The organism is Bacteroidota bacterium (assembly GCA_016713925.1).
GTDB lineage: Bacteria > Bacteroidota > Bacteroidia > AKYH767-A > OLB10 > JAJTFW01.
In genome coordinates, this window is record JADJOH010000004.1 from 48960 (window position 1) to 60770 (window position 11811).

Here is an 11811-nt window from a genome sequence, read left to right on the forward strand (position 1 = left end):
AAATCATAACAAAAATTAACATTGTAATTCAAAGAATAATTAATACTTTTACTTTTTAGCATTTCATAAAATGAGGATTCATCTTCTCTGCTACACTCTGATATTAGCCGGTTTGTCTCACGTTCTAAACGCACAAACCAATACGCTCTTCTCCCAATGTTATGGCGGCAACAACAACGAGGCGGTATACAAAATCCTACCCACTTCCGACAGCGGTTTCATCTTTACGGGACATACCTGGAGCAACAATCAGCAGGTGAACGGGCAGCATGGTGCAAGGGATATATGGGTGGTGAAATGCGACACTGCAGGACAGATGGAATGGCAACGTTGTCTCGGCGGGACCAGTGAAGAAGGGGCAACCTGCATGTTTCAACAGGGAAATAGTTTTGTGGTTGGAGGTTTTGCCTCATCTGTTGATGGAAATGTTACCGGAAACCATGGTGACAGCGACTTCTGGCTGATCAAGCTGAGAGACGATAACACGATGCAATGGAAGAAGTGCTTTGGTGGCACCAATGGTGAACTGATGAACGATGTAATTCCAACTGCTGATGGCGGCTATCTGATGGCCGGATTTACTTTCTCGAATGATGGGGATGTGAGTGGTCTGCATGGTCCTCCGGGGAACTGGGCCGATGTATGGGTCGTGAAAATTGATGCGCAACGAAATATACAATGGCAAAAATGTTTGGGTGGAACCGAGGCCGATGCCGCTTATCGTGTTATAGAACTGAATGGCGGAAATATCATCATTGCAGCCTCTGCCAACTCCACAAATGGCGATATCACACTGAGCCGGGGTAACAGGGATATCTGGATGATAAAACTGGATGCTCAGGGAAATCTTTTGCAACAAAAAAATTTTGGCGGATCGTATGATGAAGCACCTTCAGACATGATTCTTACATCGAATCAACACCTCCTCATTACCGGCTATAGTTTTTCTGCTGATGGCGACCTCACCGGCAATTACTTCAACGGAACTACAAACTGGGAAGATGTCTGGGTGTTTCAAATAGACACTTCCTTTAATCTTCAATGGCAAAAAAATCTGGGCGGGACACATTCCGATGTGGGAAACAGGCTACTTGAAACGCCTAAAGGTTATCTGCTCGGGGCAGAATCATCTTCTGTAGATTTCGACCGTACACAAAGTTTCGGTTTTAAAGATTATTGGCTGGTGCTTCTCGATACGGTTGGAACAATTCTTTGGCAACAAAGTTTTGGTGGAAACGCCTTTGACTTTTTGAAAACAATGACAATAGATTATACCGGTCAATTACTCCTTGGGGGATTTACCTCCTCTTCCAATCTTTGCACTCTGGGCAATGCGGATATATGGTTGTTGAAGCTGGATACTGCTGTAACAACTTCTTCGCTAGTAACTACTGCTAATCCTCTCAATAATTTTAAAGTAGGGCCTGTACCTTTTACTGATGAACTTACTATTGATTTAAGCGACCGGATGGATGTCCGAAAAATCATGGTGCATGATGTTATGGGAAAATTGTATTTCAGCGCTGTAGCCTTTCCTTCGATTTTTTCCATCAATACACGGCTATGGCCTACCGGAATTTATATGATAATAGTGCAGGACATTCATGGACTCCATTCGAAAAAAATAATTCGATATTAGTTTGTTGGTTTTACAACGCTCTTTCTATCAATCACTAATAAATTGACCGTTTCCTTTATAATCATTCCTTCTAAATCAAAAATGAAATCCTTAGATGAAAAATAATTGATGCTGGCACATTTTACTATAGAATACTTTTTATAAAATAACTCGTCTTGTTTATCTCCACTTTCTGCCCCTTTCCTGCATTCAAAATTGCCTTTCCAAGTGGTGAACCCGGAGAGAGTAAAATAATTTCCTTCTCTTCGAAAACAATTTTTCCCAAAGGAATACTCAGCAAAAAAATACCTTTATCCGTAAAAATAAGACTACCGGCTATTACTTTATCTGACACTCTTCCAAAATCTATTTGCTGTAAGCTGTCCTGCATTTTTAAAACCTCCTCCATCTGCCGTCCCAACTTCTCCTGCTCCAGATTCATCATGGCGCGTGCGGTTTCATGTTTATCTCCGGCAGAACTTTTGGATTCGCCCTGGATAGAATGTATTAATTCGTCAAGGTCGCCTTGTATTGCAGCCATCTTTTCTTCTAAAATTCTCAAACAATGTGCTGCCAGTTCGGTTTTTAACATATGAGTAAAAATAGTGCTTATAACATTAATATCATAAAGGATACTCTTCCTTTTGACTTCAATAAATTAAAAATTATCAGGAACGCAGATCTCGTTACTTCGTCCCGAGACAAGTGACGCTGATTTAATAAGATCTTCGCTGATTTATTTGATGTAAAAAAGTTCCACTTATTAACTGCGCCTCTCCCTTCCCTCTGCGTCTCGGCGACTCCTTCGGGCAACGAAGCTTTAGCGAAGGAGACTGCGCGAAACCTTTAAGATTAGTTCAGGAATAAATATGCTCCATTAAGTACTGTCGCAAAACTCACCCAGAGCAAATACGGAATGTTCATGTATCCGGCAGCAGGATGGATTCGTCGGAAGAGCATGATCATCCAGACAATACTTCCCCACATTAAAAGTATATCGACGAGTGCGAGGCCGATATTTCTAAAATAGAAAAAGAAAAAACTCCAGAGGAAATTGAGCGTGAGCTGCAAAAAGAAAACTCTGATGGCGGTTGTTCTAAGTGCGGAATCGGGTTTTATCAATACCAGATACAGAGAAATACCCATTATTATATAAAGGGTTGTCCATACCGGACCGAAGATCCAACCGGGTGGATTAAAGGAAGGGGCATTCAATGTTTGGTACCAACCTGTTATTCCTTCTGAAGTGAAGTAACCGGAAATACCACCGGTGGTCAATGGAATTAATATGGAAATGAGGAGAAGAAATGGTTTGCTTTTCATTTTTTTCGATTTTTAAAATTATAGGACAAAGTACGCATTAAAAACAGATGCAGATCTATTTAGTTTTTTTTAATTGCATCCACGCAGGTTTCGCTTTCACAGTTTTCTTAAATACCGGACAATTTTCATGATGTGCCTGTGGCAAATAGCCGGTACTGACAAGGAATTCATTGACGATTTCTCCTCCTGTAAAACGAAACGTTTTCTTGAACAGCTTTGTCCATTCGGCTTTATCAAGGGGGTGATGATGATCGAGCCATGCTTTGAAGGAACCAAACTCTTTCTGTATACTCAGCACTGTTTTCGCATTTTCAATTGCGGCATCTACTTTGAGCCTGTTTCGTATAATCCCTGCATCGTTTAACAAACGCTCGCGGTCTTTTTCTTTGTAGGAAGCAATTTTTTTTATGTTGAAGGCATGATAGGCCTTTCTGAAATTCTGTTCCTTTTTGAGTATGGTGGTCCAACTGAGTCCCGCCTGATTTATTTCAAGGATCAATCGCCCGAATAATTCATTGTCCTCTTTGATAGGAAAACCATAGGCGGTGTCATGATAGATGCGGTGAAGATGGTCTATCTCTAGTTGTGAAACGAAGTTGCAGTAAGCGGACATAGCGGACAGGGTATGGGTTAAAAATAATCTAATTCTGTTAATAATTCTAAAAGAGTTAACTGAGGCCTGTTATAATATAAAAATAACAATTATAGATAGATGTAGGTAGTTCCTGATTTATAAGCAAAACTAATAGGAGTTGTTTTACTTTTCATAATTTCCAAATTACATTTTTCCATATAAAATTCGGCTGCTCCTATGGCTGGTATTCGCGCAATTAATACGCTTTAGTCAATAATTTTTACATTTTAGATTGTGTTTTCTGTGGTACCACAGCTCTATTCTTTTCATTTAAAAAAAATCCTTCAACTTTGTACACCTGAGTTTAGCCTATAAAACAGAAAGCCCCTTATCCTCATAACAACCCTATCAAATAATATAATAAATTCATGAAAAACACATTCCTTCTTCTGGGCATTACTGCCATCCTTAGTTCTTGTTCACAACCAGCCCCACAAGAAAAAGCGGCAATGGTTGATTCTTCTTCGGTCAGCATTACAAGAGGTGAGTACCTTGTAAATACCAGTGGCTGCAACGACTGTCATTCTCCAAAAATGATGACGGATAAAGGACCCGTTCCTGATCCTGCATTGTTACTTTCCGGCCACCCTGAAAATCTTCCCCTACCCGGTTCTGACACTGCTACCTCGAACCATTGGATTTTATTCCATATGGGTGGTACCGCTGCTAAAGGTCCATGGGGAACATCCTTCGCTGCAAACCTGACGCCTGATCCGACCGGCCTTGGTAATTGGTCAGAAGAGCAGTTTTTTAATGCTATGCGAAAAGGATATTACAAAGGTATTGAGGGGGGGCGTATGTTACTTCCCCTGATGCCCTGGCCAGCCTATGCTCAAATGACGGACGAAGATCTGCGCTCAATTTTTGCATACCTGAAAAGTTTGCCGCCGGTAAAAAATATAGTTCCTGCTCCCCTTCCTCCCGGAGCATAAATTATTTCAACTATAATATCCGGATATAGCTAGTACTGTTATATCCGGATTTTTTTAATCATTCACCGAAGGACTTCTTTAGTTTTTTACTTCCAGATCGTTTTAAATAATCGCCAAAAAATATTATCGTTTTTTATAACCTCCACCCACTCGTAACTTTCGTAATTCGCAACTTTCGTACTCTTTCGTACCTGCCTGCCGGAGCTTCATATACTATTTTTCAATTCATTAATATTTTTAAGGAACGCTGATCTCGTCACATTCTGCGCCGAGACAATTGACGCTGATTTTTTAGGATTTGCGCAGATTTGATTTCGGAAGTTTAAACAACTTTCGTATCCTTTCGCATTTCGCCCTTTCGTATTTCGCCCTTTCGTACTCTTTCGTATTTCGTATTTTACGTTTAAAGTCCTTTCCCCCCTTAATTCACTTTAACGCCTTCCATCTTTTTAACCTCTCCCCGCTCATACGTCGTTGTTAAAATAAGTTCGCCGGTTTCGTCCCATACTTTCCACTCTCCCTCTTTTAAACCGAGACGATACTTGCGTTCTTCCTTGGGCTTACCATCGTCAAAGAAAAATTTATGTACTCCGTTTTCCTGTCCTTCAAAATATTCCCCTTCAAAGGCTAACTTTCCATTGGAATAAAATTGCTTCCACACCCCATCCTGATTTCCCTCTACATAATTTCCTTCAGCGATGTATTGTCCGTTCTTGTATTTCCAGGGACCTTCACGCAAACCTCCTGTCATATTCCCCTCGGCAATGATGTTGTCAAACTCATCGTATTCCTTACTTGGACCTTCTTCTTTTCCATTCTTGAAATTTTCTTCACGTAGTAGCTTACCATTCGGGTAAAACCATTTCCAGTTACCCTCGGGTTGACTTTTCAAATAGGCTCCCTATTGTTGAATTTGCTTGTTCGCATAATAAAAAATCCATGTTCCGTCGCGTAATCCGTCTTTAAAACTTCCCTCTGCTTTCATACTTCCATCCGGATAATAATACTTCCACATCCCCTGCTGTCGCCCTTGCGGATCAACAGTACCTCCCTCTGCAATTATTTTATCCTTCTCGTATAATTTACTGATTGTAATATTTCCTTCTTTATCAAACTCTCTGTACACCCCTTCCTTGACACCATTAATGATATTCACGGAACTCTTCGGTCTGCCCGTATTGTGATACTCCCTTTTAATATCCAGTTTCACATTGGCCAGTTCATCCTCCACGAGCGAACCATTCTTCCATATCTCCATCTTCTTGACTATTCCATCCGGAGTCAGCCATCTGAAAATACCGTTCTTCACATCATCTTTCCAGGTACCATCTTCCTTCACCACACCGGAAGCATAAAATTCTTTCCATACCCCTTGCTTAAAACCGAACTTATCGTACCGGTTAATTTTTTCCTGCTTTACGAAAAAACCATTTTTATACGTGGTCAGTGTTACGATACGGCCATCCTCTGCAAACTCTTTCGCGATACCATTTTCTACACCACCACTCAAAGGAATTATTTGTGCCAGAAATCCTTTTTCCGAATAATAATTGGCAATGCTATCCGCAGCACCATTAACCATCCAGCGTTCGAGATAGACTGTTCCTGTGGGAAAATAATCGCGTTGCCAGCCGTTCTTTAAGCCATCACGGTATTGGATATCCGAAGTTTTATTTCCTTTCTCATCGTAAAATTTCCAAAGACTATCCAGCTTTCCTTCCAATCGATTGCCCTCCGATTTTAAAATACCGGTTTCATAGTAGGCCTTCCAGTAACCGTCGGGTTGATTGTTTTTGAAATTTCCCTCTGAACTCACTTTTCCGTTGGGGTAATAGAACTTCATGGGTCCGTCGGTTTGGGAAGATGCGGTAGACCATATTAGAATAAATAAAATAAGAAGGTATTTCATACTATGCGAATATACAAGATTGATTTACTTAAAATATAATAATCAGGTAATATATTGCATGACACTTTCATCTTTATAAATTCATTTTCTAAGTTCAAGATTTTTGATTGAACGCAGATCTCGTTACTTCGTCCCGAGACAAGTGACGCTGATTTTTTATGCCTGCCCACCGAAGCCTCGGCGAAGGTGGGATTTTCGCTGATTTGTATGTCGAAAAAAATTTTTTTTACTTACTAATTTCCAGCATTCTTTGCAGGGGTTTTAGGGCAGCATCAAAGAGAGCAGGATCAATAGTTACTTCGGGGCGCTCGTGTTTCATGCAGAGATAGAGTTTTTCCAGTGTATTGAGTTTCATGTGTGGACAATCGTTGCAGGCGCAGTTGTTATTGGGAGGTGCCGGAATAAAAGTTTTTGTGGGAGATGCTTTTGCCATCTGATGTAAAATACCGCTTTCTGTGGCAACAATGAAAGCATTTGCGGGATTTTCCTTTGTGAAATTCAGCATACCTGTAGTAGATCCGATAAAATCGGCAAGTTTCAATACAACTTCTTCACACTCGGGATGAGCAATGAACAAAGCATCCGGATGTTGCGCTTTTAATTTGGTAATCTTTTCCAAGGAGAAAATTTCATGCACCATGCAGGTACCGTCCCATAATAAGAGATCGCGACCGGTCTTCTTGGCTACCCAGGCACCCAGGTTTTTATCGGGAGCAAAAATAATAGGTGTCGCTGCCGGTACACTCTGCACTACTTTCACGGCATTGCTCGACGTGCAAATGATATCACTCTGTGCCTTAATCGCCGCGGTGCAGTTGATGTAACTGATCACAATATGGTCAGGATGCGCTTCGCGGAATTTTCTAAACTCATCCGGTGGACAAGAATCAGCGAGCGAACAACCAGCCCTGGAATCCGGCATGACTACTTTTTTGGTAGGATTCAACAACTTAGCAGTTTCAGCCATAAAATGAACACCTGCAAAAACGATCATATCCGCTTTGGTCCTGGCTGCCTCTTGCGCCAATCCTAAACTATCACCGATGTAGTCCGCAATATCCTGAATATCAGAATCCTGGTAATAATGTGCCAATATAACAGCATTTTTCTGCACTTTTAGGTCACGAATGGCCTCAAAAAGGTCCAGGCGTGGATCTACAGGTTCATTGACGAAACCCTGCAGTTGGAGTTCAGATGCTGTGATTGGATGTGACATAGTTCGGTTAAAACGTTTTTCTGAGGGCAAAAGTATGGGGGAAAAACCAGATAGGGGGATTTGTTATGATTTAAAAATCAGTTTAACATTAGGTCCATTTTTCAGCAAGCAGGTTTTACACACAGTATATTATTTATATATTTCTTTAATAATTATTATATGTTAATATATAGCTGTTCATAATGTGTATTCCTTTTTGATGAAACCCTTGATGAGGCAACTTATCCCACTTTATTCACAATTTTATGGATAGATTTAACAGGTTAAACTATTGATATTAAAATAAGCAGCAGTGTTATTAACAACTGTTGATAAAGTGGTCTGTTCATTAATACCTGATCAAAAAGGAGGATAAATGGTGAATAACTTCGTTCATAAGGATTCACAAATACATGGGCTGAAAATTAGGAAGCGATTGGTTTATATTTAAGCTATCGGCCTTTTACAATTCCAAATAATGTTGTGGTATAGATATGAACAGATTTTTGCGATATGAACAGAGATATGAACATGCTGTTTTGTCGTTCTAATTATATTTTTTCGATTTATAGTACCTATAGTAATAAAAACACTTTTGCTACCGGCTACCAGCTTCCGGCTGCCAGCTATTTTTTCTACCGATAATTTTTTATTTCAATGACGAACTTTCGCCGCGTGCTACCACCTTTTATCCTTCAGAGAGTATTTATAATGTACCATAAATTATATATACAAAAGAATAGCCGGAAGCCGGTAGCTGGCAGCCTAATGCATATTTATTACTTTCGCCACAATGTTACTCCTCACTCCCGAAAAATTTACTGATTACGAACTACTTGACTGTGGTGATTTTGAGAAATTAGAACGTTTTGGAAAGTACATTACCATCCGCCCCGAGCCGCAGGCTGTCTGGAGTAGAAAATGGGAGGTAAAAGAATGGGAGAAGAGAGCACATGTGCGTTTTGTTCCTAAGAGCAGTTCAGCAGGAACCTGGAAAAAGTTGAAAGATATGCCCGATCAATGGCGGATGCAGTATGCTTTTAATAAGACAGATGTAATTTGTTTCCGGTTGGGATTAACTTCTTTTAAGCATGTAGGGATATTTCCGGAACAGGCTGTCAACTGGGAGTATATCTACAATAACATAAAGACAATTCGTAAAACGATTGATCAGCCTCGTGTTTTAAATTTGTTTGCCTATACCGGTGGAGCATCCCTTGCTGCCAAAGCTGCCGGTGCAGATATCACGCATCTTGACTCTATAAAACAAGTGGTGACCTGGGCGAAAGAGAATATGGAGCTAAGTCATCTCGATGGTATTCGCTGGCTGGTGGAAGATGCAATGACCTATGTAAAACGCGAAGTAAAAAGAGGTAAGAAATATCATGGTATTATTCTCGATCCGCCTGCCTACGGACATGGTCCCGATGGAGAGCATTGGAAACTCGAGGAAATGATCAATGATATGATGAAGTACGTCTCTGAATTACTTGAACCTGAAAACTCCTTTTTAGTCCTGAACACCTACTCCCTCGGTTTCTCTTCTCTCATCATTAAAAACTTAATGGAAGATCATTTCGGAAAAAGAGGAGCAACAGCCGAATGCGGAGAAATCTATTTACAGGCTACTAGCGGCGTGGTGTTACCATTAGGTGTTGTAGGAAGAATTTAGTTTTTAATAAATTTCATCGAAGTGTATTTCTCCCCGTCAAAATACCGGAGTAAATAAAATCCTTGTTTTAAAGAAGTAGTATTTATTCGGGTGTTCATATCATCGGAATACATCTCCCGAATCACTCTCCCGTTAATATCATAGATGGAAATCGTTTTATATTTTATTGTTCCATTCAACACAATAAAATCATTACAAGGGTTGGGATATAAATTAACTAAAGATGGATCTTTTGTATTAACTATACCTGTGATAACCGGAAGTTCTATTAATTTACCACCGGGTTCATGTCCTTTTTGAAAACTAATGGAATTTAAAGCGGTGACGCTTTCTGTAATAGGATTGATACGCATCAACACATCGTCCTGAGAAATATTGACGACGCCATATAAGTTTCCATCAGACATCAGGTTATAATTATCATTACTAAATTGGTACCAATAATGTTGAGTTACCGTTGAAGGAAATGTATAAATAGTTGAAAAGGTGGTATCCATTAAATTCAATTTCCAGATTAAGCCGGTACCGATCATAATAGCAGGGTCTATGTTTATACCTATAATTATAGAATCATTTATTAAATGATGTGATCGGGTAAAATAAGAAGATACAATAGTGTCCGTTAAATTTAGTGCAAAGGTCAGGCTATCACCAATGATATCATAGATAAAGAGGTTGCCAACAGTTGTAGTTCCTGTTCTGGAACTCATGCCTGAAAACTTAGTTCTTGCCTGATTAAATGAAAGATCGCCGGACGCACTTTGACCGATTACTGAATTTACATCATATCTGAGCAAAGTGTCAAACAGAAACGTTACAGGGTTTAATCTATAAATATATTCTATGCTAAAATCAGTCTTGTGATAACAGATCCCATAAAAATTACCATCTGCCCCCATTTGAAAATAGCGGGGAAAACTAAAATTAGGAATAGTATCAAAGCTTATTACTTCGTTGTATGTCTGCAATTGAATATCATAAGTGAATACGGCACCATCAGGGAAGGAGTCTGACTCCACAATACAGCCCCATATTACACCATTTTTTTCGATGAGGTTTCCGTGTAAAAAGGTGCTTTGATCCCAAGGATTCCTGTCCTGAAAAGTATGTAATACTTCCATGGTATCTGCCGATGGAGTATACTTCACAAGGTATTTATCAAAAAAATAATGGCCATAATCATTGATCCCATATAAATTACCATCTGATGCAGCTAAATAACTTCCAAGTAAGCCATACCCCATAGGACATTGATCAAAAATAAATTCCCTGTTAACAGTGTCCGTTACCGGATCAATTGAAAAAAGTGTGCCGTCTGCTGCCGGCTTACTATAATAAGCATAAGACCTATATCCATAAAGACGGTTGTTTGGATGCTTTATGTAGCCATTTTTTCCAATAACAGCATCAAGTGCATCATTGATAGTATGGATATAAGTAATAAGCCCGGTAGAAAGTTCAAATTTATAAATAGCACCATAAACGGTTGAATTTGTATAATCACTATTTCCATAAAAGACACCCGGCGCCCCTTCGCAAAGCCCGCTGTGTTCAGTAGCACCTATGAAATTATAAAGCACCGTAAGTTGATTTCCCAAAGGATCAAAGCTAAAAATTGTACCATTAATTACACCCCCTACGTCTGTTGTACCATATAAAAGACCACTTGAACCAATTAGGAGTGGACCGTTTGGCCTACCACCAGTTGCAGTATTGAAAGAATATAGATTTGTATAAGTATTGGAATTCACATTAAATTTAAATATTGTTCCTAAAGAATTCACTCCCCCTTGTTCCGTTACTCCATAAAGTACCCCGGGAGAGTATTCAATAAGTTTAAAGAGTGGTCGTCCGTTGGCGGAATTGAAATTGAAATGATACAACACAGAAAAATTATTGTTTACGGGATCAAAAGAATAAATTACACCGTGGGTTCCAATTCCTCCATCATTTGTTACGCCGTAAAATAAACCATTAGAAGCTTTTGTTAAACCCGAAAGTGGAAATGACCCGTCAAGACCATTGAACTGATGAAGTATGGTAAGCAGGTTTGTGTTTAAATTGTATTTATAAATACTTCCATATCCACCTCCATCCGATGAAGTTCCATAAATGACAAGCGTGGAATCAATATATAAGTCATTGCAAGGTCCATACACTGCATCTACATTTTTAAATTCATAGATCTCGGTATATACACTATCATATGGATTGTATTTAAAAATATTTCCCCTTTCGCGGAAGGTACCTGTACTTGTAGTACCATAAATCATGGAATCCGGTCCGACAGTCAATACTCCTCCAAAGGGTTCGGAACCTATATGAGTACGATAAAAATCAAACTCCTTTTTTACTACATTGGTTCCTGTATTATAGTTTAAAATGGTACCATTATTTAATGCACCGCCAGACCACGTTCCCCAAATCAGATTTCCGGGTTGTGCAGACAGGTGTAAAGCTGAAATTAAAATAAAAAAAATCGAATGTCTGAAGGATGAATTGAACATGATGCATGATTTGATTAGATA

10 protein-coding genes are annotated in these 11811 nt (G+C 39.5%); 3 read left to right on the forward strand and 7 right to left on the reverse strand.

Annotation, left to right across the window (positions count from 1 at the left end; all coding sequences use genetic code 11):
- Positions 1-112: 112 nt before the first annotated feature.
- Positions 113-1639 carry a T9SS type A sorting domain-containing protein gene (locus IPJ86_05815; GenBank protein ID MBK7886826.1) on the forward strand — a complete coding sequence of 509 codons (1527 nt, stop codon included), beginning with the start codon at positions 113-115 and terminating at the stop codon, positions 1637-1639.
- A 124-nt stretch (positions 1640-1763) separates the two neighbouring features.
- Here the strand turns inward: IPJ86_05815 and IPJ86_05820 are convergent, their stop codons facing one another.
- The 3 genes from IPJ86_05820 to IPJ86_05830 all read right to left on the reverse strand — a co-directional run bounded on the left by IPJ86_05820 (position 1764) and on the right by IPJ86_05830 (position 3554).
- On the reverse strand, positions 1764-2210 hold the full coding sequence (locus tag IPJ86_05820; protein MBK7886827.1) for a hypothetical protein: 447 nt from the start codon (positions 2208-2210) through the stop codon (positions 1764-1766).
- 260 nt (positions 2211-2470) lie between these two features.
- Positions 2471-2941 carry a tryptophan-rich sensory protein gene (locus IPJ86_05825; protein ID MBK7886828.1) on the reverse strand — a complete coding sequence of 157 codons (471 nt, stop codon included), beginning with the start codon at positions 2939-2941 and terminating at the stop codon, positions 2471-2473.
- 55 nt (positions 2942-2996) lie between these two features.
- Positions 2997-3554 carry a DNA-3-methyladenine glycosylase I gene (locus tag IPJ86_05830; protein MBK7886829.1) on the reverse strand — a complete coding sequence of 186 codons (558 nt, stop codon included), beginning with the start codon at positions 3552-3554 and terminating at the stop codon, positions 2997-2999.
- Between the two features lie 389 nt (positions 3555-3943).
- Here IPJ86_05830 and IPJ86_05835 point away from each other — a divergent pair, with 389 nt between their 5' ends.
- Complete coding sequence (locus IPJ86_05835; GenBank protein ID MBK7886830.1) at positions 3944-4507, forward strand: c-type cytochrome; 564 nt, start codon at positions 3944-3946, stop codon at positions 4505-4507.
- Between the two features lie 421 nt (positions 4508-4928).
- Here IPJ86_05835 and IPJ86_05840 read toward each other — a convergent pair whose 3' ends face one another.
- The 3 genes from IPJ86_05840 to nadA all read right to left on the reverse strand — a co-directional run bounded on the left by IPJ86_05840 (position 4929) and on the right by nadA (position 7632).
- Positions 4929-5399 carry a toxin-antitoxin system YwqK family antitoxin gene (locus IPJ86_05840; protein ID MBK7886831.1) on the reverse strand — a complete coding sequence of 157 codons (471 nt, stop codon included), beginning with the start codon at positions 5397-5399 and terminating at the stop codon, positions 4929-4931.
- Between the two features lie 9 nt (positions 5400-5408).
- Entirely contained in the window at positions 5409-6416 is a 1008-nt protein-coding gene (locus IPJ86_05845) for a hypothetical protein (GenBank protein ID MBK7886832.1), read from the reverse strand.
- A gap of 226 nt (positions 6417-6642) precedes the next feature.
- On the reverse strand, positions 6643-7632 hold the full coding sequence (gene nadA / locus IPJ86_05850; GenBank protein ID MBK7886833.1) for a quinolinate synthase NadA: 990 nt from the start codon (positions 7630-7632) through the stop codon (positions 6643-6645).
- Between the two features lie 772 nt (positions 7633-8404).
- On the opposite strand from nadA, the gene IPJ86_05855 reads away from it, so the two are divergent.
- Positions 8405-9283, forward strand: coding sequence for a class I SAM-dependent methyltransferase (locus IPJ86_05855; GenBank protein ID MBK7886834.1), 879 nt, complete (start codon positions 8405-8407; stop codon positions 9281-9283).
- Here IPJ86_05855 and IPJ86_05860 read toward each other — a convergent pair.
- Positions 9280-11790, reverse strand: a complete 2511-nt coding sequence (locus IPJ86_05860) for a T9SS type A sorting domain-containing protein (protein MBK7886835.1) — start codon at positions 11788-11790, stop codon at positions 9280-9282. The two genes, IPJ86_05855 and IPJ86_05860, sit on opposite strands and share 4 nt — an antisense overlap.
- Between the last annotated feature and the right edge of the window lie 21 nt (positions 11791-11811).

Excerpts from the sequence above, each read along its gene's own strand:
- IPJ86_05860 (MBK7886835.1), bottom strand. The coding sequence starts at position 11,790 with ATGTTCAATTCATCCTTCAGACATTCGATTTTTTTTATTTTAATTTCA.
- IPJ86_05820 (MBK7886827.1), bottom strand. The coding sequence starts at position 2,210 with ATGTTAAAAACCGAACTGGCAGCACATTGTTTGAGAATTTTAGAAGAA.
- IPJ86_05835 (MBK7886830.1), top strand. The coding sequence starts at position 3,944 with ATGAAAAACACATTCCTTCTTCTGGGCATTACTGCCATCCTTAGTTCT.
- IPJ86_05830 (MBK7886829.1), bottom strand. The coding sequence starts at position 3,554 with ATGTCCGCTTACTGCAACTTCGTTTCACAACTAGAGATAGACCATCTT.
- IPJ86_05825 (MBK7886828.1), bottom strand. The coding sequence starts at position 2,941 with ATGAAAAGCAAACCATTTCTTCTCCTCATTTCCATATTAATTCCATTG.
- nadA (MBK7886833.1), bottom strand. The coding sequence starts at position 7,632 with ATGTCACATCCAATCACAGCATCTGAACTCCAACTGCAGGGTTTCGTC.
- IPJ86_05845 (MBK7886832.1), bottom strand. The coding sequence starts at position 6,416 with ATGAAATACCTTCTTATTTTATTTATTCTAATATGGTCTACCGCATCT.
- IPJ86_05855 (MBK7886834.1), top strand. The coding sequence starts at position 8,405 with ATGTTACTCCTCACTCCCGAAAAATTTACTGATTACGAACTACTTGAC.